Here is a 26,676-nt window from a genome sequence, read left to right on the forward strand (position 1 = left end):
GCCCCGGGGGCGTGGCGATCATCCTTGCCGCCGGAGCCTTCGGACGCAAGGGGTTCTCGGCAACCACCAGCGAGTTTCCGTTGCCGACGGCGGCCGGCGGCGCGCCGCCCACCCGGTCGGGGCCCGTCGGGGGCGACCCCGGTCAGCGGATGGCGAAGCCCTCGTAGCCGCCGCGCGGTGTGTCCCACATCTCGGTGACACCGTCCACGCGTCCGGGCGTGTCGTCGCCCTGGAGCCAGGCGAGCAGACCCTCGCAGGCCTCGCGGGCGCCCTCGGCGACCACCTGGACGCGTCCGTCGCCCAAATTGAGAGCAAAGCCACTCAGGCCGCCGATCTCCAGGGCCTTGGCCCGCGTGAACCAGCGGAAACCCACACCTTGGACGCGTCCCCGCACCCAGGCGACCAGTCGTACATCCTCGCTCATGGGTGCAACCTAACCGCCCTGATTCGCTCCGGGCACATCGTCCCCACGCGCCATGCGGTACCGTCCCCCCTCAACGCATCTCATATGAAACTCACACGATCGAGTGAGTTTCGTGTTGATCTCGAGGACGAGTCGACCGCCAGGACGAGGAAGGCCAGGACATGGGACGCCACCGACGCTCCGCCGACGGCCGCGCCGCCGAGGGCCGCGCCACGGGGTTCACCCACGCCGACGGCTTCGCGGAGGGCCACGACCCGCTGTACTCCACCACGGACGACGCTCCGACGATGGGCATCGCGCCCTACCTGAACCCGGAGGCGTACGCGGGCACCTACGCCAGCACCGAGGCCTACCTGTTCGGGGCGGACGGGCCCGCGGCGGATGGATCCGGGGCGGACGACCGCTTCGTGGAGACGACCGCCTTCGCCGGTGACGCCTACCGGGGCGACGGCTTCGGCGGCGACGGCTTCACGCCCGACAGCGGTGCCCGCCGCGCCGGTACGCACCGCCGCCGCAAGAAGGCCGCCCGCCCGGTGCGCACCGGGCTGCTGGGCGTCTCCGCGGCCGTGGCCCTCGGCACGGTGGCGGTCGCCACCGGTGCGGTGCCCGGCCTGGACAACTACAAGCTGGGCGGCACCGGCGGCGCCGACAAGGTGCAGGCCGGCGACACGCCGACGAACACGCCGGTCGAGCAGGGCGGCACGTCCGGCAGCGCCGACAGCCGCGAGAGCGCGCCGGCCAGCCGGGACGCCGAGCGCACCGTGTCTCCGTCGCCCTCCGCCTCGAAGTCCTCTCCGGCGCCGAGCAAGACGCCCGAGAAGACGGAGAAGACGCGGGACGAGAAGGCCGCGAAGCCGGAGAAGAAGAAGCCGGCGGCCACGCCCAGCGAGAAGCCGGACGACACGCCCTCCCGTACGGCCACGAGCGCGCCGAAGAAGCCCGGTGGCTCCGCGTCGCTGTCCGGGGAGTCCTCGGCCGCGGCCCAGGTGCTCGCCCTGGTGAACGAGGAGCGGGCCAAGGTGGGCTGCCGCCCGGTCGCCGCGAACAGCGCGCTGACGGGGCTCGCGCAGAGCTACAGCGAGGACATGGCGGCGCGGGGCTTCTTCGACCACACCGACCCCGACGGCCGCACGCCGTGGGACCGGGCGGAGAAGGCCGGGATATCCAACCTCGGCGGCGAGAACATAGCCCGCGGCCAGGCCGACGCGGCGGCCGTGATGGACGCCTGGATGAACAGCCCCGGCCACCGCGCGAACATACTGAACTGCGACTTCAAGACCCTGGGCGTCGGCGTCGAGCTCGGCTCGGGCGGCCCTTGGTGGACGCAGAACTTCGGCTACTGAGCAGCCGCGGGTGATCGACTCGCTCTCGGGGGCCGTCCGGTCGGACGGCCCCCGCTGCGTGCGCCGGGGGACAGGCGACGCCCTGCCCCGCGGTTGACGAACCGCACAGCCGGCCCCGCCCTGCCCGTCACCGCCCGCTCAGGCGGCGGCGAGCCCCCGGAGGAACACCCTCGCCGTTTCCGTCACGCGGCGGCCCAGGTGTTCCGCCGTGGCGATGTCGGCCTTGTGGACGGCCTCGGGGCCCTCGTCCGCGTTGGTCTGGGCGGCCGCGCCCGCGAAGACGCCGAGGCGGTTCAGGTCGTTCTCCGAACCGGTCGTGCTGTTCCAGCCGGGCAGCAGGCCGAGGTTGACCCAGTGCATGCCGAGCTGCGCGGCCAGGATCTGGAAGAACTGCAGGGTGTGCAGCTTGTCGCCGCTCTTGGAGGCCGAGTTGGTGAAGCCGGCGGCCAGCTTGCCGCTCCAGGCCTGCGTGGCCCAGCGCTTGGACGTGGCCTCCGCGAAGACGTGGAAGGCACCGGACGCCGTGCCCATGTAGGTCGGCGAGCCGAAGACGATGACGTCGGAGCGGTCCAGCACCGCCCACTGCTCGTCGTTGATCTCGTCCACCTTGATCAGATGCACGTCGGCGCCGGCCTCCAGGGCGCCGGTGCGGACCGCCTCGGCGATGACGGCCGTGTGGCCGAATCCGGAGTGGTAGGCCAGGGAGACGACAGGGGTGGTCATGGGCAGGGCTCCTCGCTTGAGCAGGTCGCTGACGATGACCAAAGGAAAGCACTAACTTTTGGTTAGTGCAACCTGTCGGTTAGCGCTGCATTGGCGTAGGCTGACTGCATGACCACCACCCAGGAGCCCGCGGAGGGGCTGGACGGCCTCCCGTACAACGTGTTCGCCAGGGCCTGCCCCTCGCGCGGCACGCTGGAGCACGTCACGGGCCGCTGGGGCGGACTGACGCTGGGCGCCCTGTACGAGGGCTCGCTGCGCTTCAACGAGCTGCGCCGCCGCGTCGACGGCGTCAGCGAGAAGATGCTGTCCCAGACGCTGCACGCCCTGGAGCGGGACGGCCTGGTGCACCGCGAGGCGCAGCCCACCAACCCGCCGCGTGTGGACTACGAGCTGACGCCCCTGGGACGCGGGGTCGCCGAGCGCCTGCTGACCCTCATCCACTTCGTGGAGGGGCGCATGGACGACGTGCTGGAGGCCCGCCGGCGTTACGACGAGACGCGCGGTACCGGCTGACACTTCGGGCAGAAGTAGCTCGACCGGTTCATCCAGGGCCGCCGCCGCATGGGCGTCGCGCAGCGCCGGCACGGCAGGCCCTCCCGGCCGTACGCGTCGAGGGACCGGTCGAAGTAGCCCGACTCGCCGTTGACGTTGACGTACAGGCTGTCGAAGCTGGTGCCGCCCACGGCGAGGGCCGCGTTCATCACGTCCCGCACATGGCCGAGCAGTTGCAGCGTGCGCGGGCGGGTGAGGGTCGCGGTCGGGCGCTCGTAGTGGAGGCGGGAGCGCCACAGGGCCTCGTCCGCGTAGATGTTGCCGACTCCGCTGATGAGCGACTGGTCCAGCAGCGCCCGCTTGATCGTGGTCCGCTTGCGGCGCAGGGCCTGGTGGAAGGCCTCGTCGTCGAAGAGCGGGTCCAGCGGATCGCGGGCGATGTGCGCGATGACGTCGGGCAGCCCGTCCGGGGTGGTCTCGTGCAGCGACAGGCCGCCGAAGGTGCGCTGGTCGACGAAGCGCAGCTCGGTGTCCGCGGTGTCGGTGAAGCGGACCCGGATGCGCAGGTGCTTCTCGTCCGGGGCGGTACGCGGCTGCACCAGCAGCTGGCCGCTCATGCCGAGGTGGGCCAGGACCGACTGGTCGGTGTCCTCCAGGGGCAGCCACAGGTACTTGCCGCGGCGGCTGGGGACGCCGACGCGGTGGCCCGCCAGCCGGTGTGCGAAGTCCTCGGCGCCCGCGAGGTGGCGGCGCACCGCGCGCGGGTGCAGCACCTCGGCGTCGGCGACGGTGCGGTGGGCGACCCACCGCTCGAGTCCGCGCCGCACGACCTCGACCTCGGGCAACTCGGGCATGGGACTCCCCCGTCACGTACGTGCGGACGACCCGAGCGCCCACCCCGGCAGGGGCGGGCGCTCGGATGCGCTGTGCTGTGGCCGGACGCCCGCTCGAGGGGCGGCCGGTGCGTCAGCCGTCGACGCCGCTGCCGTCGACGGTGGCGTGGGCGGCCTGAGCCGCTGCCGCCTGCGTCGCCTCGGCGGCCTCGGCCGCCTTGGCGCGTTCGTCCGCCGCGGCCCGGATGGACCGCCACGCGGACTCGGCGGCCTGCTGCTCCGCCTCCTTCTTGCTGCGGCCGGTGCCGGTGCCGTACGAGACGCCTCCGACGCGGGCGGCAGCAGTGAAGGTCTTCTCGTGGTCGGGGCCGGTCTCCGTGACCAGGTACTCGGGAACACCGAGTCCTTCGGTCGCGGTGAGCTCCTGGAGACTGGTCTTCCAGTCCAGGCCGGCTCCGAGGTTCGAGGACTTCTCGATCAGGGGGTCGAACAGGCGGTGCACCAGCTCCGCCGCCGAGTCCAGTCCCTGGTCGAGGTAGACCGCGCCGATCACCGCTTCGAGGGTGTCGGCCAGGATGGACGCCTTGTCCCGCCCGCCCGTGCCCTCTTCACCGCGGCCGAGCCGGATGAAGGAGCCCAGGTCGAGCCCGCGGCCCACCTCGGCGAGCGCACGCGAGTTCACCACCGCGGCCCGCAGTTTGGCCAGCTGGCCTTCTGGCAGGTCCGGGTGGGTGCGGTACAGCGTGTCCGTGACCACGAGGCCGAGGACGGAGTCCCCGAGGAACTCCAGGCGCTCGTTGGTCGGCAGACCGCCGTTCTCGTATGCGTACGACCGGTGGGTCAGTGCGCGCACCAGAAGGGCGGACTCGACCTGGTAGCCGAGCCGCCCTTCCAGAAGCGTGTGGGACGAGGCCTGGTTGTCCGCCGGAGCACTCCCGCTCGCACGGGAAGACTTGTTCTTAGGCGTGGACACAGTGCCTCTCACCAGCCGCTCAGACCTCGAGGACCTGGCGCTTGTTGTAGGTGCCGCAAGACGGGCACGCGATGTGCTGCTGCTTGGGCTCGTGGCAGCGCTCGCACGCAACCAGGGTGGGGACCGCAGCCTTCCACTGCGACCGGCGGTGGCGCGTGTTGCTGCGCGACATCTTCCGCTTCGGAACAGCCACGGCTACTTCTCCTGCTTCTCGTCGGCGCGTGCTGACTGAGGCGCGCCGCCGCTCATCTCGTCCTTCTCGCCGTCCGACATGGTGTCGGCGAGTCCCTGCAGTGCCGCCCAACGGATGTCGACGGCGTCATGGTGGTGGTCCGGGTCGTCCGCCAGCCGCGCGCCGCACTCGGCGCACAGACCAGGGCAGTCTTCCTGGCACACCGGCTGCATCGGCAGTGCGAGCACCACCGCATCACGCAGCACGGGCTCGAGGTCGAACAGGCCGTCCTCGAGGAAGAGCCTGTCCTCGTCGTCCTCGGCGTCGTCGCCCGGTTCCGCGATCACGCGGCCCCGGTCGTCGGCGTCAGGGTACGAGAACATCTCCTGGAAGTCCGCTTCGAGCTCCTGCTCGAGCGGCTCCAGACACCTTACGCACTCCCCCTCGGCCGCGGCACGGGCGGTGCCTGTGACGAGCACCCCTTCCATGACCGACTCCAGACGGAGTTCGAGCTCCACCGGGGCGCCTTCCGGCACTCCGATGACTCCCTTGATACCGAAGTCCTTGGGAGCGTCGACCGTGCGGGTCAGGCGCTGCAGCGCACCAGGCCGCCGGCCCAGCTCGTGTGTGTCGAACACGAGGGGGTTGCGGTGGTCGAGGCGGGCGTTCAGGGCCATTCCTGCTTTCGGTCTTTCGAGCTCAGGGGGGACGCCGCCCTCGGTGTTCTTCGGGCAGCGTGGATCGCGGACGTACGCGCGACCGAAGAGCCAGGATACTGGACCTTTCGCCGTCGGCCCAATCCGGTGCTCAGCCCTGGCCGCGCCCCTGCTCGTAGGCCCGCAGCTGCTCGGCGCTGATCATGCCGGTGTCGAAGAGGCTGGTCTCGTCGAGGGCGTACCCCTGGGCCTGCTGCGCCTGGTGCACCTGCTGCTGGGCGTGCTGCGCCTGCTGCTGGGCCTGGTGCGGGTCGTAGGCCGCCTGCTGGGGGTCGTAGCCCGGGAAGTGGCCGTCTGCCGCCGGGGCGTAGCCGGCGGCCGCGTAGGGATCGGCCTGCGGGTAGCCGTACGGGTCGGGCTGGGCGGCGTAGGACTGCTGGGCGTAGTCCCCGTAGGGCTCGGGTTGCTGCCCGTAGCCGTACGCGGGCTGCGGCGGGGCGTACTCCTCCTGCGGTGCGGCGGCCGGGCGCTCGGCCGGGGGCTCGGCGGCCAGGGCCGCCAGGTCGGCGAGGTAGTCGGCGTCGCTGGAGTGCTGGATCGTGCTCGCGTCGTCGGCGAGGGCGCCGAGGTCGTCGGTGGCGATCCGGCCGTGCAGCTTCTGCCGGCCCCGGCCGACGGCCTCCAGGGTCTTGGCGAGGACCGCCTCGAAGGCGCCGAGCTTGGCGTCGACGTACGCGTCGGCAGTGCGGCGCTGGGTGTCCGGGTCGTGGCTGCGCTCGGGGGCGTCCTCGTCCTCGTAGCCCTGCTCGTCGGTGCCCGGGCCGGTGCCGAGGAGCTTCTCGCGGCCGCGGCCGACGGAGCCGAGCGTCTTGGTGAGGACGACCTCGAAGTTGGCGAGCTTGGAGTCGACGTACTCGTCGGCCTCGGCGCGGACCTCTTCGGCCTCCTGGCGGGCCTCGGCGAGGATCCGGTCGGCCTCGGCCTGCGAGCGGCGGGCGATCTCGGTGCCGGAGACGAGCGAGCCGCGCTCGGCGTGCGCGCTGTCGATGATCCGCTGGGCCTCCTGGCGGGCCTGCTCGACCATCTGCTCACGGTCGCCGATCAGCTCCCGGGCCTCGGCGAGGGAGTCGGGCAGCGCCGCGCGCAGCTCCTCCAGCATCGCGAGCAGCTCGGCGCGGTTGACCACGCACGAGGCCGACATGGGCATGGACCGGGCGCCGGAGACCGCGGTGACGATCTCGTCGAGCTTCTTCTGCACGTCCACCGTGTGCTCGCCACTCTCTACAGATGCGTTGGAGACGGACGGGACGACTGTACGGCCACGGGGCGCCGGGGAACACCGGGTGACGGGTCGTCAGGTCCCCGGCGGTGCACCGGGGGCGCGTCAGTCCTTCCGCAGCCGCTCGGTGAGCTCCCCGAGGACCTCCGCGGGCACCAGGTGGGAGACGTCGCCGCCCCAGGTCGCGACCTCCTTGACCAGGGAGGACGACAGGAAGCTGTAGGTGGGGTTGGTGGGGATGAAGAGGGTCTCCACCCCGGACAGGCCGTTGTTCATCTGGGCCATCTGCAGCTCGTAGTCGAAGTCGCTGACGGCGCGCAGGCCCTTGACGATGGCGGGGATGTCGCGCTGCTTGCAGAAGTCGACGAGCAGGCCGTGGAAGGCCTCCACGCGGACGTTTCCGTACTCGGCGGTGACCCGGCGGATCAGGTCGATCCGCTCCTCGATCTCGAACAGCCCCTTCTTGGACTGGTTGATCATCACCGCGACGTAGACCTCGTCGTACAGCCTGGAGGCGCGCGAGATGATGTCGAGGTGTCCGTTGGTGATCGGGTCGAACGACCCGGGACAGACGGCGCGGCGCACTTGTGATCCCTCGCTCTCCGGTCCGGTCATCGTGCGTCTTCGCACGTAGAGGCGGCGCGACCGTACCAAAACGTTCCCTCGCCGTAGCGACGGGCCCGCAGAGGTGCGAAGCCCTCGGGCCACCGGAATTCCCCGCCTCGGGTGCTGCGCTCCACGGTGACGAGGGCTTCCGCGGCGAGCCAGCCCTCCGAGCGGAGTGTGAGGAGGATCTCCCGAAGATCGTCGTCCGTGACGGCGTACGGCGGGTCCAGGAACACCAGGTCGTACGGCTCCGCCGGGGGCGCGGCACGGATGATCTGCTCGGCTTTGCCCGATCTGACCTCGGCGCCGGGAAGCCCGAGGTTCTTCACGTTCTCGCGGACCGTGCGGACGGCCCTGGCGTCGGCTTCGACGAGGAGGGTGTGGCCGGCGCCCCGGGAGAGCGCCTCCAGGCCCACCGCTCCCGATCCCGCGTAGAGGTCGAGGACGCGTTCGCCGTCCAGGGGGCCGCCGAGCAGGGACTGCCAGGTGGAGAAGAGGCCCTCGCGCGCGCGGTCGGAAGTGGGGCGGGTGCCGGTGCCTGGGGGTACCGCCAGGCGACGTCCACCGGCTGCGCCGGCGATCACGCGGGTCATCTTCGGTCCTTGGTCGTGGGCGGCTTCGGGTCCATTGTGGCTGGTCGCAGTTCCCCGCGCCCCTGAAAGAGGGTCAGTCCACCTCACCCCTTCTCCAGGTACTGCTCCCTCTCCTCGTCCAGGAGGGCGTCCAGGGCCGTCCGCAGTGCGGGCAGGCGGGTCAGCTCCGGGTCGGCGGCCACCACCGCCGTCGCCTCCTCCCTCGCCTCCGCGATGATCTCCTCGTCCTCGATGACCGCGAGGACCTTCAGGGAGGTCCTGGCGCCCGACTGGGCCTGGCCGAGGACGTCGCCCTCGCGGCGCTGTTCCAGGTCGATGCGGGAGAGTTCGAAGCCGTCGAGCGTGGCGGCGACCGCACCCAGGCGCTGGCGGGCCGGGCTCGCCTCGGGCATCTCGGTGACCAGCAGGCACAGGCCCGGGGCGGAGCCGCGGCCCACGCGGCCGCGCAGCTGGTGGAGCTGGGAGACGCCGAAGCGGTCGGCGTCCATGATGACCATGGCGGTGGCGTTGGGGACGTTGACGCCGACCTCGATGACCGTCGTGGCGACCAGGACGTCGGTCTCGCCGGCGGCGAAGCGGCGCATGACGGCGTCCTTGTCGTCCGGGTGCATCCGGCCGTGCAGGACCTCGACGGTCAGCCCCTGGAGGGGCCCCTTGGCCAGTTGGTCCGCCACGTCGAGCACCGCGAGCGGGGGGCGCTTGTCCGCCGTCTCCTCGGGGGGCTGCTGGGCCTTCTTGCGGCCGGCCCTGCCCGGGGCGTCCTCCTCGTCGCCGATGCGGGGGCAGACGACGTAGGCCTGGTGGCCGTTGCTCACCTCCTCGCGGACCCGTTCCCAGGCGCGGGCGAGGAAATGCGGCTTGTCGGCGGCCGGGACGACATGGCTGGCGATCGGCGAGCGGCCGGCGGGGAGCTGATCGAGGACGGAGGTCTCCAGGTCGCCGAAGACCGTCATCGCGACCGTGCGCGGAATGGGCGTGGCCGTCATGACCAGCAGGTGCGGGGGCTGCTTGCCCTTGCCGCGCAGGGCGTCGCGCTGCTCGACGCCGAAGCGGTGCTGTTCGTCGACGACGACCAGGCCGAGGTCGTGGAACTGCACCTTGTCCTCGATGAGCGCGTGGGTGCCGATGACGATGCCGGCCTCGCCGGTGGCGAGGTCGAGCAGGGCGTGGCGGCGGGCGGCGGCGCCCATGGACCCGGTCAGCAGCACGACCTTGGTGCCCTGCTCGGAGCCGCCGAGCATGCCGCCCTCGGCGAGTTCGCCCATCATCTCCACGATGGACCGGTGGTGCTGCTGGGCGAGCACCTCGGTGGGCGCGAGCATGGCGGCCTGCCCGCCCGCGTCGACGACGGCGAGCATGGCCCGCAGGGCCACCATCGTCTTGCCGCTGCCCACTTCCCCCTGCAGCAGCCGGTGCATCGGGTGGGAGGTGGCCAGGTCGTCGAAGATCTCCCGGGAGACGCGCTGCTGGCCGTCGGTGAGGGTGAAGGGGAGACGGGCGTCGAAAGCGGTGAGGAGGCCGTCCGGAGCGGGTCTGCGGGGGACGGCGGGGAGTTGGGCGTCCGCATGGCGGCGGCGGGCGAGGGCGACCTGGAGGACGAAGGCCTCGTCCCACTTGAGGCGGGAGCGGGCGTCCTCGATGTCGGCCTTGGTCTGCGGGCGGTGGATCTTCAGCAGGGCCTCGGGCAGGGGGACCAGACCGCGGCCCTCGCGCAGCGAGTCCGGGAGCGGGTCGGCGGCCTGCTGGGCGGTGGGCAGGACGGTCTGGACCGCCTTGCCGATCTTCCAGGACTCGAGTTTCGCGGTGGCCGGGTAGATCGGGATCAGGGCGCCCGCCCAGGACTCGACGGACGCGCTGGGCTCGTCGGGGTCGCCGCGCAGCAACTCGTAGGCAGGGTGGGCGAGTTGCAGACGGCGGTTGAAGAGGGAGACCTTGCCGGCGAACATCGCGCGGGTGCCCGGCAGGAGCTCCTTGTGGGGCTTGTGAACGCCGTGGCCGAAGAAGACCAGTTGGAGCCGGCCGCTGCCGTCGGTGATCGTGACCTCCAGGCGCTGGCCCTTGCCGCGCGGGGCCTTGGCGGAGGCGAAGGTGTGCAGCCGGGCGTCGGCGACCTGGGCGACCACCGTGACGTGCTCGTCCAGCGGGAGGTCCGCGAGGTGGGTGAGCTGCCCGCGCTCCTCATAGCGGCGCGGGTAGTGGTGGAGCAGGTCTCCGACGGTGTGCAGGCCGAGGTGCTCGGCCATCACCTTCGCGGTGGCGGGGCCGAGCACCGACTTCAGCGGTTGGCGCAGGGGTTCATCAGGTGCGGGCACGAGATCCATTGCACACCACGTCACTGACATCGGCCTGCAAGGCCCCGGACTCCGCTGACGTAAAGATCCGGGAAACTGCTGCTCAGGCGGATGACCCGGGCCCTAGGATGACGGGCCACCGGATCTTCCTCCCGCGGTCACCGTCTCGTCCCGGGCCGCCCGACCCCGCGCCGCGGCGAGTCCCGCGCCGGCGCCGTGAAGATGGATTCCCAGAGATCACTGCCGTCGCCGGCCTCCCCCTCGCACCTCCTCCCTCCCGCCGTCCGGGCCGGCCTGCCGGCGGCGCCCGCCCGCCGTGAGGACGACCACGCATGAGCGGGATCCAGGACATCGACGACCTGCGCCGGGCCCTGGCGGACAACGCCGGGCAACCGGAGGGACCGGCCCGCAACACGCGCGCGCGGGAGCTGGTGGCGGCGGCCGAGGGCCTAGCCGGGCCGCGGGCCGTGATCGAGGCGCTCGGGCACCAGGTGAGGGTCTGCCACCACAGCGGCGAGAGGGGCGGGGCGTTCGCCCCGTTCTCGCGTCTGCTGCACATGTGGGACGAGCGGCCCGGGGACTTCGAGGCGCACGAGGCCCGGTCGCTGCACGGGATGTTCGCGTGGGTCTGCGTCGGCCTGCTCGACCAGCCGGACGTGCCGCTCGCCTCGGTCGAGGAGTGCCTGGGCGACATGGAGCGCCGCTACCGGCTCGCCGGGTACTCCGAGCGGGCCGTGCGCAGCGCCGAGCACCGGGTCGCGGCCCACGTCGGGGACCTGGGGCGGGCCGGGCGGGCGTACACCGCGTGGCTGGCCGCCGACCGGGACGGCACGGCGGACTGCCCGGCGTGCGACCTGCACGGGCAGGGCCGGTGGCAGGCCGAGCGGGGCCGGGACGCGCAGGCGCTTCGGCTGTGGCGGCCCGTGCTGGAGGGCGCACACGCCTGCGCCCGCGAACCCGACACGGTCCTGGCGTCGTCCCTGCTGCCGCTGTTGCGGCTGGGCCGCGCGGACGAGGCCGGCGCCGGGCACCTGCGGGGCTTCCGGCTCGTCCGGGGCCGCGAAAGCATGCGGGGCGCCCACGCGGAGCACGTGGAGTTCTGCGCGCTGACCGGCAACGAGGCGCGGGGGCTGGAGCTGCTCGCCGAGCGGCCGGCGTACTTCACGGACGACGGGAACCCCCGCAGCAGACTGGAGTTCCTGAGCGCGGCCACCCTGCTCATGGACCGTCTGGTGGTGCGCGGACTCGGCGGCCTCCGAGTGCCGGGTCCGGCCGGCCGGGAGTGGACCGTGGACGTCCTCGCCGCACACGCGCGTGCGGAGGCTCTCGCCCTGGCCGCCCGCTTCGACGCGCGCAACGGCACGGCGTACGTGGGTGAGCGCGCCCGCGCGCGGATGGCGCAGGAGCCGCTGGTGGAGCGGCTGCCGCTGGGCGTGCGCGCGGCCCGGCCGCTTCCCGCGCCCGCTCCCCCGCCGGCCCCCGCTCCCGCCGCCTCGCCGCCGGACCTGCCCGCCCTGCTGGCCGAAGCGCGGCGGCTCTCGGACACCCTGCGGCCCGGCGCCGTGGAGGCGTGGGCCGCCGCCGCGCGGGCCGCCGAAGCCGTGGGCGCCGAATTGGCGGCCCGCGACCGGGCCGAGATCGCCGAGCACGCGGCGACGGACCTCGGCGCGGCGGGTGCCGAACTGTTCGAGCAGGCAGCGGAGTTGTACGCAGCGGCGGGCGATCCGGGAGAGGCCCTGGCGGCCCGCGCGCGTGCCGCGTACGTACGGGCCCTGACCGGGGAGGTCGCCGCTGCGACGGCCCGCGTCGCCGGTCCGTACGAGGAGGTGCTGGCGCTGTACGCGGCGGGCGGCACGGGTCTGCGGCAGACGGCGTCGGTCCTGATGTCCCGGGCGCGGGTGCTGATGCGCGCGGCGCACGCGGCCGCAGGCCCCGGCGCCGCGGCGGCGCGGGCCGACGCGGAGGCCGCCGTCCGCGAGGTGCCGGCGCTCGTCGGGGAGCGCGGCGGCGAGGACGTGCGGCTGGCCGCCCGGGTCGCCGAGGCGCGGGCGATGCTCGGTGAACTGGCCCGACTGGCCGGGGACCTGCGGACGTCGGCCGAGCTGTTCGCGCAGGGGGCGGCGGCGTTCGTCGCGGCGGGACTGCCCTGGTTCGCGGTCGAGTACGAGGCCCGGCTCGCCACCCTGGCGCACGAGCTCGGCGACGCGCGGGAGACGGAGCGCGCGCTGCGGGCCGCCCTGGAGCACGGCGGGGACCAGCTCGAGCCGCCCGGACGGGCCCGGCTGCACCTACAGCTCGCCGAGGTGACGGGGGGCCGGGGCGACGCCGTGGAGGCCGCGGCGCACGCCCTCCGGGCCGCACACTGGGCCGACGAGGCCGGGGAGAGCGCGTCGCTGGGCGCCTGGGCCCGGCAGCAGCTCGGCGGTCTCCTGCTGATGCAGGGCCGGTGGGCCGAGGCCGCGGAGGTGCTGGAGTGCGCGCTGCCCGACCTGAACGCCGAGACGCACGGCGACGAGGTGGTCGTGCAGACGCTGTGGTGGCTCGGCGACTGCCTGGGTGAGCTCGGCGAGCACCGGGCCGCCGCCGAACGGCGCCTGCGGGCCGCCGGGATCGCCCGCGCCTGGCCGGAGCAGCACGACCACGCGACGCTGACCCACCTGGCCGGGGAGGCGTTCGGGCAGGCGGGACTGACCGCCGAGGCGGACCGGGCCTACACGCGCGCGGGCGGCCTCTGGCGCGCTCTCGGCGACACCCCCGGCGTGGTCCGCGCCCTGCGCGCCCGCGCCTGGCTGGTCGTCGACGCGGGCGAGGACCCGTCCCGGGCACGGGAGCTCATGACGAGCGCGGTCCGGGAGTGCGAGCGGGCGCGGGACGCCGCGGCGGACGAGGAGACGCGGCGGCGGCTCACCGCCGAACTGGGCGACACACACCGCCAGTTCGGCGACCTGCTGGCCGCGGCGGCCGACGAGGAGCCCGAAGGCGGCGCCGCCCGGCCCGTCTTGGAGGAGGCGCACGCCCACCTGATGCGGTCGGTCGGGGTGTTCGTCTCCCTCGGGCCGGCCGCCCTGCACGACCGCACGGGCGCCGAACTCGCGGCGGGGCGGCTGGAGGCGGGCCTCGCCCGCACCGCCGAGGCGCGGGCACGCGCGCGGGGGGTGCTCGCCGCGTACGACGGGTACGACGCCTACGGCGGCTGCGGCGACGGGGACGGCCTCGACGGCCTCGACGGCCTCGACGGCTCCGAGAGTGAGCGGGAGACGGTGGCGGCCCGGCGGACGGAGGCCGAGCAGCTGCTCCGCCTGCTGGCGGACCGGCCGGACTGACCGCGCCGCCTACTCCACGCCGATGAGGAGCAGGGCACCCTGCCGCCCGCCCCGGTACACGACGGTGTCGACGGCGAGGTACCCCTCGCGGACCCGGTCCTCCAGGTACCGGGCGACGGCGTCGGGGACGTCCTCGCCGAGCACCAGGGTGACCATCTCGCCCCCGGCGGCGAGCATCCGTTCCAGGACGGTCTCGGCGGTCGTGGTGAGGTCCGGGCCGATCACGGCCACGTCCCCGTCGATCAGGCCGAGGACGTCACCGGCCTGGCAGATGCCCGCCATCGTCCAGGACTCGTGCTCGGCGACCGTGACCTCGGCGTACCGGGTGGCACCGGCCGCCGAGGTCATCGAGACGACGTCCTCGTCGAAGCGCCGCTCCGGCTCGTGCACCGCGAGCGCGGCGATGCCCTGGATCGCCGACCGGGTCGGGATGAGGGCCACGCGGACGCCCTCCGTACGGACCTGCTCCGCGGCCGCCGCGGCGGTGTGCCGCAGCTCGGCGTCGTTGGGCAGCAGTACGACCTCGCGCGCGTGGGCCCGCCGCAGCGCCTGGACGAGCTCTCCGCTGGCCGGCGGTTCCCCGGGGCGGGCGAGCACGGTCGTCGCCCCGGCCTCGGCGTACAGCCCGGCCAGGCCCTCACCGGGCACGACGGCCACGACGGCCCGCTGGGCACGCTCGCGGGGCGGCCGCTCGGCACCGGTGGTGTGCACGTCACCGGCACCGAAGTGGGTGATCCGGATGCGGTGCGGCCGTCCGGCCTCGATGCCGGCCTCGACGGCGGCGCCCGGGTCGTCGACGTGGACGTGGACGTTCCACAGCCCGTCACCGCCGACGACGACGAGCGAGTCCCCGAGGGCGTCGAGCCGCCCGCGCAGCCGCGCGACCGCCGCGTCCTCGGCCTCCAGGAGGTAGACGACCTCGAAGGCGGGCCCGTCCGGGCCGTGCGCCGTGGCGCCGCCGGGGCTCTCGCCCGGCTCGGCGCACGCCGCGACGGTGTCCGCCGGCGACACCACGCGCGCGTGCGGGTCGTCTCCGCCGGCCGGTACGTCCTGCCCGCCCCGGCCGGCACCGGCCGCCGCGCCGGACGCACCGGGCTCCTCCCCGTGCCCGCCGCCGTCGGGCGACTGCCGGCCACCGGGGTGCGGCCGGGCCCCCACGCGCGCGTGGGTCCCGCCGGTGCCCACCGCCTCCGCCGCCCGCGAGGCTTCGACGACCCGGACGCGCTCGGCCGCCCCCGCCGCCCCCGCCGCCTCAGCGGCCCCGTGCCCGGCCCCCCGGGCCTCCGGAACGCGCCCCGCGTGCGCCACCGGTCCGCGCGGCCGCTCCCCCGTGAAGGTCTCCACCAGCGCCCCGAGCACCGCGACCAGCCCCCGCCCGCCGGCGTCGACCACCCCGGCGCGTTCCAGGACGGGCAGCCGCGAGGGGGTCTCGGCGAGGGCCGTGCGGGCGCCCGCGTAGGCCGCCCGGGCCACCGTCCCGCAGTCGCCCTCGGTGGACGCGGCGGAGTCGGCGGCGGCCGAGGCGACCGTGAGCACGGTGCCCTCGACGGGGTGGGCGACGGCCTCACGGGCCGAGTCGGCCGCGTGCCGCAGGGCGAGGCGCAGGTCGTGGCCGCCCGCCTGCGCGCTCTCGCAGCCGGCCAGCACCTGGGCCATGCCGCGCAGCAGCTGGGCGAGGATCGTGCCGGAGTTCCCGCGGGCGCCGATGAGCGCACCGTGCGCCATCGCCCGGACGGCGTCGGCGAGGGTCGGGCCGGCGTCGGCGGGGGCCGGGCCGGCGGGACCGCTCCTCGCGGGCGGGGGCGCGCCCGCGGCGTGCCCGGCGAAGACGGCCTCCACGGCACCGGCGGCGGACTCCACGGTGAGGTACAGGTTCGTGCCGGTGTCCCCGTCCGCCACCGGGTAGACGTTGATCGCGTCGATCTCCTCGCGGGCCCGTCCCAGGGTCTCCAGCGCGAGGCCGCACCAGGTGCGCACCGCGAGAGCATCGAAGAATGTCTGCGGCACCTGCGCCACTGCGCCTCCCTGAGCTGCTGGACGTGGCAGGCAGCGTAGACCCCGGGGGCGCCGTCCACCGGAAGAGGGCCGGGGCGGGCCCCTGAGCTGCCATGGTAGTTTCGCTTCACGGGTGCAGCCGTTGTATGCTGCTCCGGTTGCCCGATCCGATCGGGCCTTCCCCCTGGCAGCGCCACTCAGATCCAGCAGGCTTCCGAGTCCAAGGATCTCGATCCCGGCATGCCGGGATCAACCGTAAGTGCATCTGAAGTCTTTGGAGTGACCCGTGGCTGCCAACTGCGACGTCTGCGGCAAGGGGCCGGGCTTCGGCAACAACATCTCGCACTCGCACCGCCGTACGTCCCGTCGCTGGAACCCGAACATCCAGCGTGTGCGTACCGTGGTGGGCGGGACGCCGAAGCGCGTGAACGCTTGCACCTCGTGCATCAAGGCCGGCAAGGTCTCGCGCTGACGCTCCGCTAGCGCGCGGCCACTGCTGGTTCGCTGTAGAGCCGGTCCACCCAGGTGGACCGGCTCTTTGGCGTACCCGCAGCGGTGGACCGGCTCTTCGGCGCGCCTGCGGCGGCCGCGCGGCAGCCGGCCCGGGCGGCGGGCGGTCACGAACCGCCGCGGAAGCGCCAGCCGTGGTCCACCGGCCCGATGCCGCCGCCGAGCGCGAAGCCGGCCGCGATCGCCCCGGTGACGTAGTCCTTCGCGGTCGCCACCGCCTCGGGGACGGTGTCGCCCTTGGCGAGCTGCGCGGCGATCGCGGAGGCCAGGGTGCAGCCGGTGCCGTGGGTGTGGCGGTTGTCGTGCCGCGGCGCCCGCAGCCAGTGCTCCTCGGAACCGTCCGTGAGCAGGTCCACGGCGTCCCCGGACAGATGACCCCCCTTGATCAGCACCCAGCGCGGGCCGTGCTCCAGCACGGCCGACGCGGCGTCACGCAACTGCGCCTCCGACTCCACGCGCACACCGGTCAGCTGCGCCACCTCGTCGAGGTTGGGGGTCGCCACCGTCGCGACCGGCAGCAGCTTCGTGCGCACCGAGTCCAGCGCGGACGCGGCGAGCAGGGAGTCGCCGTGCTTGGAGACCCCGACCGGGTCGACGACCGCCGGGGCGTCCGTCCCCGCGAGCAACTCGGCGACCGCCTCGACCAGTTCCGCCGAGGCGAGCATGCCGGTCTTGACGGCCCGTACGCCGATGTCGTCGACGACGCTGCGGTACTGGGCCCGGACGGCCTCCACCGGCAGTTCCCAGGCGCCCTGCACGCCCAGGGAGTTCTGCGCGGTCACGGCCGTGAGGACGCTCATGCCGTGCACGCCGAGCGCCAGCATCGTCTTGAGGTCGGCCTGGATGCCGGCGCCTCCGCCGGAGTCGGAGCCCGCCACCGTGAGGACGTTGGGGATCATGAGTCGAGGTCCCCGAAGTGGTCCCAGCCGCCCTTGCTGGTCCACGGCGCGCCGTCGACCGTCACCTGGGGCAGCGCCGAGGGGTTGAGGACCTCGCCGATGACCTTCCAGCGGGCGGGCAGCTTCACGTCCGGCGGGAAGGTCGCCACGATGGCGTGGTCCTCTCCCCCGGTCAGCACCCACTGCATCGGGTCGACGCCGACGGCCTGCCCGATGTCGTTCATCTGCGAGGGGATGTCGATCGCCTGGGAGCGGACGTCGATGCGCACCTTGCTGGCCTCGGCGATGTGCCCGAGGTCGGCGATCAGCCCGTCGCTCACGTCGCACATGGCGGTCGCCCCGAGCCCGGCGGCGGCCGGACCGGCGTGATACGGGGGTTCCGGACGCCGGTGGGCCTCCACGAACGCCCGGGGCGAGCGGAAGCCGCGGGAGAGCACCGCGTACCCGGCCGCCGACCAGCCGAGCCAGCCGGTCACCGCGACGAGGTCGCCGGGCTGGGCGCCCGCCCGGGTCACCGGCTCCTGGTTGCGCAGGTCGCCGAGCGCGGTGATCGACACCATGATCGAGTCGCCGCGCACGACGTCACCGCCGACGACCGCGGCGCCCGCGACCTGGCACTCGTCGCGCAGGCCGTCCATCAGCTCGCTCGGCCAGGTCACCGGCAGTTCGGCCGGGACGACCAGGCCCAGCAGCAGCGCGGTCGGGACGGCGCCCATGGCGGCGATGTCGGCGAGGTTCTGCGCGGCCGCCTTGCGGCCCACGTCGTAGGCCGTCGACCAGTCGCGGCGGAAGTGCCGGCCCTCCACCAGGATGTCCGTGCTGGCCACGACCCTGCGGTCGGGCGCGGCCACCACGGCGGCGTCGTCGCCGGGGCCGACCCGGACGGCCGGTGTGGTGGTCAGACGGGAGGTGAGCTCCCTGATGAGCCCGAACTCACCGAGCTCACCAACAGTGCCCTTCATTGCCCTTGCTCCCCTTCTGTCCCTGTCCGTGCCCGGTCGCGGGGCGTTGCGGCCCTCGCTACCGTCGAGGTGACGGTCCTGTTCTGCCGGACACCGGCCCCGGCGCGCAAGACCCGGGTCCCTCGGGTCTCCCCGCGGCGAGCGGCGACGCGATACCGTGGCGTTCCTTTTCCCCACATGATCCTCGTGGCCGCCCTGGAGGTTCCGTGGTACAGGCGTACATCCTGATCCAGACGGAGGTCGGCAAGGCGTCGACCGTCGCCGAGACGATCGCCAAGATCCCTGGAGTCATCCAGGCCGAGGACGTGACCGGACCGTACGACGTGATCGTGCGGGCGCAGGCCGACACCGTCGACGACCTGGGCCGCATGGTGGTCGCCAAGGTCCAGCAGGTGGACGGGATCACCCGCACCCTGACCTGCCCGGTCGTCCATCTGTAGCCCCCGTCTACCCTGGGCCGGTGAACTCCTTCACTCACCGGCACCGTCGTGTGCTCCGCCTGTCCCGCCTGCCCGCTCTCGCGCTGTTGATCACCGCGGCGGGCTGCTCCTCAGCAGACGACAGCGCGTCGGCGGCGGTTCCCAGCCCGGACGCGAAGGTCGCGGAACTGTGCCGGAACCTGGACAAGGCACTGCCCGCGAAGGTGGGCGGTGAGCGCCGCGGGGATCCCGAGCCCGCGTCCGCGCTGACGGCGGCCTGGGGCAGCCCGGCGATCATACTGCGCTGCGGTGTGCCGCAGCCGCCGAAGATGGTCGATCCGAAGGTGGCCGAGGGGCGGGACTCCGACGCGGTGGCCGGCGGGGTGAACGGCGTCGACTGGCTCATGGAACGCCAGGGTGACGGCCACCGGTTCACCACCGCCAACCGCGAGGCGTACGTCGAGGTCCAGGTGCCGGAGGGGGTCGACAGCTCCGCCGCCCTGATCGACCTGGCCCCGGCCGTGAAGAAGGCGATCCCCGCAGGGATCGCCTCCTGAGAGCGGCCGGGCGGGCGCCCGGCCGGGCCTGTTCAGCGCAGACCGGTCGGGCGGCGCAGGGCCGCCCGCACGAGCAGGTCGATGAGCTCGGGGTAGCTCACGCCGCTCGCCTGCCACATCTGCGGGTACATCGAGATGGGCGTGAAGCCGGGCATGGTGTTGATCTCGTTGATCACGAACTCGCCGTCCTCGGTGAGGAAGAAGTCCGCGCGCACCAGTCCCTCGCAGGACGCCGCCTCGAAGGCGTCGACCGCCAGGCGCTGCACCTCGGCCGTCTCCTCGGGCGTCAGCGGCGCCGGCACGATGCCGGGCGTGGAGTCGATGTACTTGGCCTCGAAGTCGTAGTACGCCTGCGCCTGGGGCGGGGGGATCTCGGCGGGCAGCGAGGCACGGGGGCCGTCCTCGAACTCCAGGACCCCGCACTCGATCTCACGGCCGCGCAGGGCCGCCTCGACGATGATCTTCGGGTCGTGCCGCTGGGCCTCGGCGACGGCCTCGTCCAGGCCGGAGAGGTCCTCGACCTTGGTGATGCCGATGGAGGAACCCGCCCGCGAGGGCTTCACGAAGAGCGGCCAGCCGTGTTCACCGGCGAAGTCCACGATCTTCTTGCGGGCGGCGGCCCGGTCGCCCTCCCACTCGCGCGGCCGGATCACCACGTACGGGCCGACCTTGAGCCCGAAGGAGGTGAACACCCGCTTCATGTACTCCTTGTCCTGGCCGACGGCCGAGGCGAGCACGCCCGAGCCCACGTACGGGACACCGGAGAGCTCCAGCAGGCCCTGGAGGGTGCCGTCCTCGCCGTAGGGGCCGTGCAGCACCGGGAAGACCACGTCGACCTCGCCGAGCGCCTTGGGCACCGAACCCGGCTCGCTGTACACGACTTCGCGGCTGGCCGGGTCGACCGGGAGGATGACCCCGCCCTCGGCGGACTCGGCGATGGCGTCCACGCTCGGGGGACGCCGGTCCACGATCGCCATCCGCTCCGGTTCGTCCGCCGTGAGCGCCCAACGGCCGTCCTGGGTGATGCCGATCGGCAGGACGTCGTACCTGGTCCGGTCGATGGCCTTCAGGACGGCGCCGGCGGTGACCACGGAGATCCCGTGTTCGGAGCTGCGCCCGCCGAACACGACGGCCACACGCGGCTTGCGAGGCGGCTGCTCGGGGCTCTGGGGGAGGTTCTCGGTGCTCATATCGCGATGAGAGTACCCGGTGGTAGGGCCCGGAGACAGCGCCGCGGGGCCGCGTCGCTCAGCGTCGTTCGGGCTTCGCGCTGCGCGACATCAGCTCCTTGAGAGCGACCACCGGAGGCTTGCCCTCGTGCACGATGCCGACGACCGTCTCCGTGATCGGCATGTCGACGCCGTGCCGCCGGGCCAGATCCAGCACCGACTCGCAGGACTTGACGCCCTCGGCGGTCTGCCTGGTGACCGCGATGGTCTCCTGGAGGGTCATGCCCTTGCCGAGGTTGGTGCCGAAGGTGTGGTTGCGCGACAGCGGCGAGGAGCAGGTGGCCACCAGGTCGCCCAGGCCCGCGAGTCCGGAGAAGGTCAGCGGGTCGGCGCCCAGTGCCATGCCGAGCCGGGTGGTCTCGGCGAGGCCGCGGGTGATCAGCGAGCCCTTGGCGTTGTCGCCGAGCCCCATGCCGTCCGCGATGCCGACGGCGAGGCCGATGACGTTCTTCACGGCCCCGCCCAGCTCGCACCCCACCACGTCCGTGTTGGTGTACGGGCGGAAGTACGGGGTGTGGCAGGCGGCCTGGAGCCGCTGGGCGACGGCCTCGTCGGTGCAGGCGACCACGGCAGCGGCCGGCATCCGCGCGGCGATCTCCCGGGCCAGGTTCGGGCCCGTGACCACGGCGATCCGGTCCTGGCCGACCTTGGCCACGTCGTCGATGACCTCGCTCATCCGCATGGCGGAGCCGAGTTCGACGCCCTTCATCAGCGACACCAGGACCGTGTCCGAGGCGAGCAGCGGGGTCCACTCGGCGAGGTTGCCGCGCAGGGTCTGCGAGGGGACCGACAGGACGGTGAAGTCGGCGCCGGCCGCGGCCTCGGCGGGATCGGTGGTGGCGCGGACGCGCTCGGGCAGCTCGACGCCCGGGAAGTAGTCGGGGTTGGTGCGGGTGGAGTTGATCGCCTCCACGAGTTCCGGGCGGCGTCCCCACAGGGTGACCTCGCACCCGGCGTCGGCCAGCACCATGCCGAAGGCCGTGCCCCACGAACCGGCGCTCAGGACCGCCGCCTTGACCGGCTTGCTCACGTGCCCAGCCCCTCTTCCTGCGTCGACTGCGAGGTCTGCGACGACGGCGCCGAGGGCACCGTGCGCTCCGGCCGCTGCTCGGCCCGCTGCGCCTGCGCCTGCGTGCGGCGCCGCTGCTCGATCCGCTCCCGGCGCGGGTCGTAGGGCGTCTCGGGCGCCTTCTCGCCGCGGATCTGCTCCAGCTGGGCGGTGACGGCGGCCATGATGACCTCGGTGGCCTCCTTCAGCAGGTCCGCGGTCATCTCCCGGTCGTAGAAGCGGGAGAGGTCCACCGCGGGCCCGGCCAGCACGCGGTGCGTCTTGCGCGGCAGCAGGTGCGGCTTCTTCGTGTACGGCGGCAGCAGTTCGTTGCAGCCCCACTGCGCCACCGGGATCACGGGGCACTTGGTCTGCAGGGCGACGCGGGCGGCCCCGGTCTTGGCGGTCATGGGCCAGCCGTCCGGGTCACGGGTGAGGGTGCCCTCGGGGTAGAAGGCGACGCATTCCCCGCGGTTCACCGCGTCGATCGCGGCCCGGAAGGCGCTCAGCGCGTCCGTGCTCTCCCGGTAGACGGGGATCTGGCCGGTGCCGCGCATCGCGGCCCCGACGAATCCCTTCTTGAAAAGACCGCTCTTCGCGAGGAATCGCGGGACGCGTCCGGTGTTGTACTGGAAATGCGCGTAAGCGAAGGGATCGATGTGCGAATTGTGGTTCACCGCGGTGATAAATCCACCCTCGGCCGGAATGTTCTCCATTCCGCGCCAGTCCCGCTTGAGCAGAACCACCAGCGGCGGTTTGCAGATCACCGCAGCGAAGCGGTACCAGAAGCCGATTCTGCGGCGGGACACGCGGACACCTTCCTCTAGGGCCTGGAGCGAGGGCCTCGGGGGGCCGCACAAGTGTCGCCCCAGGCCGCCGGTCTGTCGAGAACACCGTACGCCCCGGCACGCCGCGCCCCTCAGGCCCCGGGTGACAATGACCGCGACAAGAGGAGGACGGACCCCCGTGCAGTGGACCCTGGTCGTACCCCTGAAGCCCTTGGCCCGGGCCAAGAGCAGGCTCGCGGACACCGCGGACGACGGGCTGCGGCCGGATCTGGCGCTCGCCTTCGCCCAGGACACCGTGGCGGCCGCGCTGGCCTGCCCGGCGGTGCGGGATGTGGCAGTCGTCACGGACGACGGCCGGGCGGTCCGCGAGCTGGCCGCGCTGGGCGCCGCGATCGTCGCCGACGAACCGGCGAGCGGTCTCAACGCCGCCCTGGCCCACGGGGCGGCCGCCGTACGGGCGGGTCGCCCGGCGGCCCGGGTGGCGGCGCTCAACGCCGATCTGCCGGCCCTGCGCCCCGGCGAATTGTCCCGGGTGCTCGACGCCGCCGGGGAATTCCCGCGTGCATTCCTCGCGGACGCCGCCGCAATCGGCACGACGCTGCTGGCCGCGGCCCCGGGCCGGGAATTGCGCCCGGCGTTCGGGGTTGATTCCCGCGCCCGGCACCGGGCGTCCGGGGCGGTGGAACTGGCCCTCGCCGGCGTCGACTCGGTCCGCCGGGACGTGGACACCGGCGACGACCTGCGCACCGCGCTGGCCCTGGGGGTCGGCCCTCATACGGCCGCGGCCGCCGCGCGGTTGCTGATACCCGGGCAGTAGGCTGCGGCCATGCAGGCGACCGCGTACACGTACGACCCCGAGAGCCGCAGCGGGCAGGTGCTCCTGGACGACGGCACCCCGGTGCCCTTCGACGCGGCGGCGTTCGACGCGGGCGGCCTGCTCCTGCTGCGTCCGGGGCAGCGGGTGCGCATCGAGGTGGAGGGCGCGAGGGAGAACCTCAGGATCACTCTGGTGACCCTGCAGACCCTCTGACCACCAGCGACCACACGCCGGACACGCCGCGGGCCGGACTCCCCAGGGGAGTCCGGCCCGGCGTGTGAGTACCCGGCGCCCTTACTTCTTGCGGGCGGTGGTCTTCTTGGCGGTGGTCTTGCGCGCCGTGGACTTCTTCGCCGGCGCCTTCTTGGCCGTGGCCTTCTTCGTGGCGGGGGCCGTCTTCGCGGTGGTCTTCTTCGCCGCGGTGGTCTTGGAGGTGGCCGCCGTCTTCTTGGCGGGCGCCTTCTTCGCCGTGGTCTTCTTCGCGGCGGCCGTCTTGGAGGTGGCAGCCGTCTTCTTGGCGGCCGTCTTGCGCGCCGTGGTGGTCTTCGCCGCTCCCGCCGTCTTCTTCGCCGCGGCCTTCTTGCCCGCGGACTTGGCGATGGTGGGGGGCGGGCCGGAGAGGCTGCCCTTGGGGGCCTTCTTGACGGCGATGTCACCCTTGGGGAGCTTCTTCGAGCCGCTGACCAGGTCCTTGAAGCCCTGGCCCGCGCGGAAGCGCGGCACGGAGGTCTTCTTGACCCGAACCCGCTCGCCCGTCTGGGGGTTACGGGCGTAGCGGGCCGGACGGTCGACCTTCTCGAAGGAACCGAAGCCGGTGACCGAGACCCGGTCACCCGCGACCACCGCGCGGACGATGGCGTCCAGTACATGGTCGACAGCATCGGCGGCCTGCTGGCGGCCGCCCATCTTGTCGGCAATCGCTTCTACGAGCTGCGCCTTGTTCACGTCTTCCCCTTCGGAGACATCGCCAGAACGAAAGTGTTCAAGCTTTTTCGCACGTTAGGCAGATATATACCGCAAATCAAACACGAAACGGGCTTATCACCCTTGTGCCGCAACGAACTCGACGGTGCCGTACGGTTCAGCGTTCCTCGACGGGGAGACGTCCCTCGTCGAGATCCGCGGTGAACCGCTCCAGCCGCCTTGCCGCGTCGGCGAGATCGTGCTTGGCCGCGGCCGTAATGACCAGCAGCTTCCGGGTCAGCGCCATCCGTACGCCCTCCGGGACTTGCAGTGCGCGCACCCTTGCATGCGCTTCTTTGAGTTGGTCCGCGACCGCCGCATAGAGCTCGAGTTGGCCGTCGTGTTCCATGCACAGATTGTGCCATCTGGGGCGAGTTGTCGCCTGCGCAGGGCACAACTGCGGCCCTGGACGGTCTTCCAGGCACCTGTGGAAGTCACGGCTGTGACTCCCGCCTACCCCGGCAACCACCTGCATAACGTGGGAAGTTGCCCTCGCTCCGGGGGGCATGCAGGGCCGTTCGGGTGCAGAAACGCCCGTACCCCCGATCGGGCTGATCGGGGGTACGGGCGGGGTGTTGCGGTGGCCGAAAGTCGCCTTGCTCGGGGCGCCGGGGCCGTGCTGTGGATCAGACCGGCAGGGTCCGGGGCTTGAACGACGGGCGCTTCGCCTCGTAGGCGGCGATGTCCCCCTCGTTCTGGAGGGTGATCGAGATGTCGTCGAGGCCGTTCAGCAGCCGCCAGCGGGAGTTCTCGTCCAGCTCGAAGGAGGCGGTGACGCCCTCGGCGCGCACCTCGCGGCGCTCCAGGTCGACCGTGATCTCGACCTGCGGGTCCCGTTCGGTGAGCTCCCACAGCGCGTCCACGGTCTGCTGGTCCAGCACCACCGTGAGCAGGCCGTTCTTCAGCGAGTTGCCGCGGAAGATGTCGGCGAAGCGGGAGGAGATCACGGCCTTGAAGCCGTAGTTCTGCAGCGCCCAGACGGCGTGCTCACGCGAGGATCCGGTGCCGAAGTCGGGCCCGGCGACCAGGACGGTCGCGCCCTGCCGCTCGGGGCGGTTGAGGACGAACTCGGGGTCCTTGCGCCAGGCCTCGAACAGTCCGTCCTCGAAGCCGTCCCGCGTCACCTTCTTGAGCCAGTGGGCGGGGATGATCTGGTCGGTGTCGACGTTGCTGCGGCGCAGCGGGACGGCCCGGCCGGTGTGGGTGGTGAATGCTTCCATGACTGATCAGACTCCAGCGGGCGTGGGGACGTCGGCCTCGGACAGGTCGGCCGGGGAGGCCAGGTGGCCCAGCACGGCGGTCGCCGCCGCAACCTGCGGTGACACCAGGTGCGTACGGCCGCCCTTGCCCTGCCGTCCCTCGAAGTTGCGGTTGGAGGTGGACGCGGAGCGCTCACCGGGGGCGAGCTGGTCCGGGTTCATGCCCAGGCACATCGAGCAGCCCGCGTGCCGCCATTCGGCGCCGGCCTCCTTGAAGACGACGTCCAGACCCTCGGAGACGGCCTGCAGACCGACCCGCGCCGAGCCCGGGACGACCAGCATCCGTACCCCGTCGGCGACTTTGCGGCCCTGGAGCAGCTCGGCGGCCGCGCGCAGGTCCTCGATGCGGCCGTTGGTGCAGGAGCCTACGAAGACGGTGTCGACCTTGATGGAGCGCAGTGGCTGCCCGGCCCCCAACCCCATGTACTCCAGGGCCTTTTCGGCGGCGTGGCGCTCCGATGCGTCTTCGTACGAAGCGGGATCGGGGACGGACGCCGAAAGCGGTGCGCCCTGCCCGGGGTTGGTGCCCCAGGTGACGAACGGGGACAGCTCGGCCGCGTCGATGACGACCTCGGCGTCGAACTCGGCGTCCTCGTCCGTCCTCAGCGTCTTCCAGTAGGCGACGGCCGCGTCCCAGTCCTCGCCCTCGGGGGCGTGCGGACGGCCCTGGAGGTAGGCGAACGTGGTCTCGTCCGGGGCGATCATGCCCGCGCGGGCGCCGGCCTCGATCGACATGTTGCAGATGGTCATGCGGGCCTCCATCGAGAGCTTCTCGATGGCCTCGCCGCGGTACTCCAGGACGTAGCCCTGGCCGCCGCCCGTGCCGATCCTCGCGATGATCGCCAGGATCAGGTCCTTGGCGGTGACGCCCTCGGGCAGTTCGCCGTCGACCGTGATCGCCATGGTCTTGGGGCGGGTCATCGGCAGCGTCTGGGTGGCCAGCACGTGCTCGACCTGCGAGGTGCCGATGCCGAACGCCAGCGCGCCGAAGGCGCCGTGGGTCGAGGTGTGGGAGTCGCCGCAGACGACGGTGGTGCCCGGCTGGGTCAGGCCCAGCTGCGGGCCCACGACGTGGACCACGCCCTGCTCGACGTCGCCCAGCGGGTGCAGGCGCACCCCGAACTCGGCGGCGTTCTTGCGCAGCGTCTCCAGCTGCACCCGGGAGACCGGGTCGGCGATCGGCTTGTCGATGTCGAGGGTGGGGGTGTTGTGGTCCTCGGTGGCGATGGTGAGGTCGAGGCGGCGCACGGTGCGGCCGCTCTTGCGGAGGCCGTCGAAGGCCTGCGGGCTGGTCACCTCGTGCAGCAGGTGCAGATCGATGAAGAGAAGGTCGGGCTCGCCCTCCGCGCGCCGGACGACATGGTCGTCCCAGACTTTCTCCGCGAGTGTCCTACCCATCGCTGTTCCCTCCGGCCGGCGACCGTCCGCCGACCCAACTAGAGATCTTGAGGAGGCGGCGCCCGTTCCCCTGGTTCCGGGCGCGCACCGCCAGGCCCTTACGTCACGGGCCCGTTGTGACTTC

General features: G+C 72.9%; 28 protein-coding genes. 8 read left to right on the plus strand and 20 right to left on the minus strand.

Annotated elements, in window-relative coordinates:
• Window positions 1-142: 142 nt before the first annotated feature.
• Window positions 143-424, minus strand: coding sequence for an acylphosphatase (locus ACH4C6_RS00630; RefSeq protein WP_398106357.1), 282 nt, complete (start codon window positions 422-424; stop codon window positions 143-145).
• Between the two features lie 161 nt (window positions 425-585).
• Here ACH4C6_RS00630 and ACH4C6_RS00635 point away from each other — a divergent pair, with 161 nt between their 5' ends.
• Entirely contained in the window at window positions 586-1,767 is a 1,182-nt protein-coding gene (locus ACH4C6_RS00635; protein WP_398106358.1) for a CAP domain-containing protein, read from the plus strand.
• Between the two features lie 138 nt (window positions 1,768-1,905).
• On the opposite strand, the gene ACH4C6_RS00640 is transcribed toward ACH4C6_RS00635, so the two are convergent.
• Entirely contained in the window at window positions 1,906-2,490 is a 585-nt protein-coding gene (locus tag ACH4C6_RS00640) for a flavodoxin family protein (RefSeq protein ID WP_398106359.1), read from the minus strand.
• 108 nt (window positions 2,491-2,598) lie between these two features.
• On the opposite strand from ACH4C6_RS00640, the gene ACH4C6_RS00645 reads away from it, so the two are divergent.
• Window positions 2,599-3,003 (plus strand): winged helix-turn-helix transcriptional regulator, encoded by a 405-nt coding sequence (locus ACH4C6_RS00645; protein ID WP_398106360.1) that lies wholly within the window; start codon window positions 2,599-2,601, stop codon window positions 3,001-3,003.
• Here the strand turns inward: ACH4C6_RS00645 and mutM are convergent.
• The 8 genes from mutM to recG form a co-directional block, all read right to left on the minus strand.
• On the minus strand, window positions 2,976-3,836 hold the full coding sequence (gene mutM / locus ACH4C6_RS00650; RefSeq protein ID WP_398106361.1) for a bifunctional DNA-formamidopyrimidine glycosylase/DNA-(apurinic or apyrimidinic site) lyase: 861 nt from the start codon (window positions 3,834-3,836) through the stop codon (window positions 2,976-2,978). The two genes, ACH4C6_RS00645 and mutM, sit on opposite strands and share 28 nt — an antisense overlap.
• Window positions 3,837-3,948: 112 nt before the next feature.
• Window positions 3,949-4,800: a ribonuclease III gene (gene rnc, locus ACH4C6_RS00655; RefSeq protein ID WP_398106362.1), complete on the minus strand. Its 852-nt coding sequence runs from the start codon at window positions 4,798-4,800 to the stop codon at window positions 3,949-3,951.
• A gap of 7 nt (window positions 4,801-4,807) precedes the next feature.
• Window positions 4,808-4,981 (minus strand): 50S ribosomal protein L32, encoded by a 174-nt coding sequence (rpmF, locus tag ACH4C6_RS00660; RefSeq protein ID WP_003951102.1) that lies wholly within the window; start codon window positions 4,979-4,981, stop codon window positions 4,808-4,810.
• Between the two features lie 2 nt (window positions 4,982-4,983).
• A complete protein-coding gene (locus tag ACH4C6_RS00665) occupies window positions 4,984-5,637 on the minus strand; it encodes a YceD family protein (protein ID WP_398106363.1) in 654 nt (217 codons plus the stop codon).
• Window positions 5,638-5,767: 130 nt separating this feature from the next.
• Window positions 5,768-6,880, minus strand: a complete 1,113-nt coding sequence (locus tag ACH4C6_RS00670) for a cell division initiation protein (protein ID WP_398106364.1) — start codon at window positions 6,878-6,880, stop codon at window positions 5,768-5,770.
• Window positions 6,881-7,000: 120 nt separating this feature from the next.
• Window positions 7,001-7,480, minus strand: coding sequence for a pantetheine-phosphate adenylyltransferase (gene coaD, locus ACH4C6_RS00675; RefSeq protein WP_398107096.1), 480 nt, complete (start codon window positions 7,478-7,480; stop codon window positions 7,001-7,003).
• Between the two features lie 26 nt (window positions 7,481-7,506).
• A complete protein-coding gene (rsmD, locus tag ACH4C6_RS00680; RefSeq protein WP_398106365.1) occupies window positions 7,507-8,094 on the minus strand; it encodes a 16S rRNA (guanine(966)-N(2))-methyltransferase RsmD in 588 nt (195 codons plus the stop codon).
• A gap of 83 nt (window positions 8,095-8,177) precedes the next feature.
• Window positions 8,178-10,415 (minus strand): ATP-dependent DNA helicase RecG, encoded by a 2,238-nt coding sequence (recG, locus tag ACH4C6_RS00685; RefSeq protein WP_398106366.1) that lies wholly within the window; start codon window positions 10,413-10,415, stop codon window positions 8,178-8,180.
• A gap of 302 nt (window positions 10,416-10,717) precedes the next feature.
• Between recG and ACH4C6_RS00690 the strand changes: the two genes are divergently transcribed.
• A complete protein-coding gene (locus ACH4C6_RS00690) occupies window positions 10,718-13,708 on the plus strand; it encodes a tetratricopeptide repeat protein (RefSeq protein WP_398106367.1) in 2,991 nt (996 codons plus the stop codon).
• A 9-nt stretch (window positions 13,709-13,717) separates the two neighbouring features.
• Here the strand turns inward: ACH4C6_RS00690 and ACH4C6_RS00695 are convergent, their stop codons facing one another.
• Window positions 13,718-15,724, minus strand: a complete 2,007-nt coding sequence (locus ACH4C6_RS00695) for a DAK2 domain-containing protein (RefSeq protein WP_398106368.1) — start codon at window positions 15,722-15,724, stop codon at window positions 13,718-13,720.
• A 265-nt stretch (window positions 15,725-15,989) separates the two neighbouring features.
• On the opposite strand from ACH4C6_RS00695, the gene rpmB reads away from it, so the two are divergent.
• A complete protein-coding gene (rpmB, locus tag ACH4C6_RS00700) occupies window positions 15,990-16,175 on the plus strand; it encodes a 50S ribosomal protein L28 (RefSeq protein ID WP_003993230.1) in 186 nt (61 codons plus the stop codon).
• A gap of 145 nt (window positions 16,176-16,320) precedes the next feature.
• On the opposite strand, the gene thiD is transcribed toward rpmB, so the two are convergent.
• Window positions 16,321-17,112: a bifunctional hydroxymethylpyrimidine kinase/phosphomethylpyrimidine kinase gene (thiD, locus tag ACH4C6_RS00705; RefSeq protein WP_398106369.1), complete on the minus strand. Its 792-nt coding sequence runs from the start codon at window positions 17,110-17,112 to the stop codon at window positions 16,321-16,323.
• Window positions 17,109-18,074, minus strand: coding sequence for a thiamine-phosphate kinase (locus tag ACH4C6_RS00710; protein ID WP_369193537.1), 966 nt, complete (start codon window positions 18,072-18,074; stop codon window positions 17,109-17,111). Before ACH4C6_RS00710 ends, thiD begins: the two co-directional genes overlap by 4 nt.
• 206 nt (window positions 18,075-18,280) lie before the next feature.
• Between ACH4C6_RS00710 and ACH4C6_RS00715 the strand changes: the two genes are divergently transcribed.
• Together ACH4C6_RS00715 and ACH4C6_RS00720 are read left to right on the plus strand one after the other, a co-directional pair.
• Entirely contained in the window at window positions 18,281-18,514 is a 234-nt protein-coding gene (locus tag ACH4C6_RS00715) for an Lrp/AsnC family transcriptional regulator (protein WP_158990895.1), read from the plus strand.
• Between the two features lie 20 nt (window positions 18,515-18,534).
• Complete coding sequence (locus ACH4C6_RS00720) at window positions 18,535-19,050, plus strand: DUF3515 domain-containing protein (RefSeq protein ID WP_398106371.1); 516 nt, start codon at window positions 18,535-18,537, stop codon at window positions 19,048-19,050.
• 32 nt (window positions 19,051-19,082) lie between these two features.
• On the opposite strand, the gene ACH4C6_RS00725 is transcribed toward ACH4C6_RS00720, so the two are convergent.
• From ACH4C6_RS00725 to ACH4C6_RS00735, 3 genes are read right to left on the minus strand one after another with little or no spacing between them, the layout of a single operon-like run.
• Window positions 19,083-20,240: a D-alanine--D-alanine ligase family protein gene (locus ACH4C6_RS00725; RefSeq protein ID WP_398106372.1), complete on the minus strand. Its 1,158-nt coding sequence runs from the start codon at window positions 20,238-20,240 to the stop codon at window positions 19,083-19,085.
• Window positions 20,241-20,298: 58 nt separating this feature from the next.
• Window positions 20,299-21,309 carry an NAD(P)H-dependent glycerol-3-phosphate dehydrogenase gene (locus ACH4C6_RS00730; protein ID WP_398106373.1) on the minus strand — a complete coding sequence of 337 codons (1,011 nt, stop codon included), beginning with the start codon at window positions 21,307-21,309 and terminating at the stop codon, window positions 20,299-20,301.
• The gene (locus ACH4C6_RS00735; protein WP_398106374.1) at window positions 21,306-22,136 is read right to left on the minus strand and encodes a lysophospholipid acyltransferase family protein; all 831 of its coding nucleotides are present in this window, start codon (window positions 22,134-22,136) and stop codon (window positions 21,306-21,308) included. Before ACH4C6_RS00735 ends, ACH4C6_RS00730 begins: the two co-directional genes overlap by 4 nt.
• A gap of 157 nt (window positions 22,137-22,293) precedes the next feature.
• On the opposite strand from ACH4C6_RS00735, the gene cofC reads away from it, so the two are divergent.
• The gene (gene cofC, locus ACH4C6_RS00740) at window positions 22,294-22,932 is read left to right on the plus strand and encodes a 2-phospho-L-lactate guanylyltransferase (protein ID WP_398106375.1); all 639 of its coding nucleotides are present in this window, start codon (window positions 22,294-22,296) and stop codon (window positions 22,930-22,932) included.
• A gap of 9 nt (window positions 22,933-22,941) precedes the next feature.
• Window positions 22,942-23,145, plus strand: coding sequence for a hypothetical protein (locus ACH4C6_RS00745; protein WP_398106376.1), 204 nt, complete (start codon window positions 22,942-22,944; stop codon window positions 23,143-23,145).
• A gap of 81 nt (window positions 23,146-23,226) precedes the next feature.
• Here ACH4C6_RS00745 and ACH4C6_RS00750 read toward each other — a convergent pair whose 3' ends face one another.
• From ACH4C6_RS00750 to leuC, 4 genes are all read right to left on the minus strand, one after another.
• Complete coding sequence (locus ACH4C6_RS00750; protein WP_398106377.1) at window positions 23,227-23,877, minus strand: HU family DNA-binding protein; 651 nt, start codon at window positions 23,875-23,877, stop codon at window positions 23,227-23,229.
• A gap of 136 nt (window positions 23,878-24,013) precedes the next feature.
• A complete protein-coding gene (locus ACH4C6_RS00755; RefSeq protein ID WP_333933759.1) occupies window positions 24,014-24,244 on the minus strand; it encodes a hypothetical protein in 231 nt (76 codons plus the stop codon).
• A gap of 277 nt (window positions 24,245-24,521) precedes the next feature.
• On the minus strand, window positions 24,522-25,115 hold the full coding sequence (leuD, locus tag ACH4C6_RS00760; RefSeq protein ID WP_398106378.1) for a 3-isopropylmalate dehydratase small subunit: 594 nt from the start codon (window positions 25,113-25,115) through the stop codon (window positions 24,522-24,524).
• A gap of 6 nt (window positions 25,116-25,121) precedes the next feature.
• Entirely contained in the window at window positions 25,122-26,552 is a 1,431-nt protein-coding gene (gene leuC / locus ACH4C6_RS00765) for a 3-isopropylmalate dehydratase large subunit (protein ID WP_398106379.1), read from the minus strand.
• Window positions 26,553-26,676 lie beyond the last annotated feature (124 nt).

The sequence above is a fragment of the Streptomyces sp. NPDC017943 genome, assembly GCF_044328425.1.
GTDB classification, from domain to species: Bacteria; Actinomycetota; Actinomycetes; order Streptomycetales; family Streptomycetaceae; genus Streptomyces; species Streptomyces djakartensis_A.

What these genes read in the sequence shown, in the direction of transcription:
- ACH4C6_RS00630 (WP_398106357.1), bottom strand. Translation starts at nt 424, where the DNA reads ATGAGCGAGGATGTACGACTGGTCGCCTGGGTGCGGGGACGCGTCCAA.
- ACH4C6_RS00635 (WP_398106358.1), top strand. Translation starts at nt 586, where the DNA reads ATGGGACGCCACCGACGCTCCGCCGACGGCCGCGCCGCCGAGGGCCGC.
- ACH4C6_RS00640 (WP_398106359.1), bottom strand. Translation starts at nt 2,490, where the DNA reads ATGACCACCCCTGTCGTCTCCCTGGCCTACCACTCCGGATTCGGCCAC.
- ACH4C6_RS00645 (WP_398106360.1), top strand. Translation starts at nt 2,599, where the DNA reads ATGACCACCACCCAGGAGCCCGCGGAGGGGCTGGACGGCCTCCCGTAC.
- mutM (WP_398106361.1), bottom strand. Translation starts at nt 3,836, where the DNA reads ATGCCCGAGTTGCCCGAGGTCGAGGTCGTGCGGCGCGGACTCGAGCGG.
- ACH4C6_RS00665 (WP_398106363.1), bottom strand. Translation starts at nt 5,637, where the DNA reads ATGGCCCTGAACGCCCGCCTCGACCACCGCAACCCCCTCGTGTTCGAC.
- rsmD (WP_398106365.1), bottom strand. Translation starts at nt 8,094, where the DNA reads ATGACCCGCGTGATCGCCGGCGCAGCCGGTGGACGTCGCCTGGCGGTA.
- recG (WP_398106366.1), bottom strand. Translation starts at nt 10,415, where the DNA reads ATGGATCTCGTGCCCGCACCTGATGAACCCCTGCGCCAACCGCTGAAG.
- ACH4C6_RS00690 (WP_398106367.1), top strand. Translation starts at nt 10,718, where the DNA reads ATGAGCGGGATCCAGGACATCGACGACCTGCGCCGGGCCCTGGCGGAC.
- thiD (WP_398106369.1), bottom strand. Translation starts at nt 17,112, where the DNA reads ATGATCCCCAACGTCCTCACGGTGGCGGGCTCCGACTCCGGCGGAGGC.
- ACH4C6_RS00710 (WP_369193537.1), bottom strand. Translation starts at nt 18,074, where the DNA reads ATGAAGGGCACTGTTGGTGAGCTCGGTGAGTTCGGGCTCATCAGGGAG.
- ACH4C6_RS00725 (WP_398106372.1), bottom strand. Translation starts at nt 20,240, where the DNA reads ATGAGCACCGAGAACCTCCCCCAGAGCCCCGAGCAGCCGCCTCGCAAG.
- ACH4C6_RS00745 (WP_398106376.1), top strand. Translation starts at nt 22,942, where the DNA reads ATGCAGGCGACCGCGTACACGTACGACCCCGAGAGCCGCAGCGGGCAG.
- ACH4C6_RS00755 (WP_333933759.1), bottom strand. Translation starts at nt 24,244, where the DNA reads ATGGAACACGACGGCCAACTCGAGCTCTATGCGGCGGTCGCGGACCAA.
- leuD (WP_398106378.1), bottom strand. Translation starts at nt 25,115, where the DNA reads ATGGAAGCATTCACCACCCACACCGGCCGGGCCGTCCCGCTGCGCCGC.
- leuC (WP_398106379.1), bottom strand. Translation starts at nt 26,552, where the DNA reads ATGGGTAGGACACTCGCGGAGAAAGTCTGGGACGACCATGTCGTCCGG.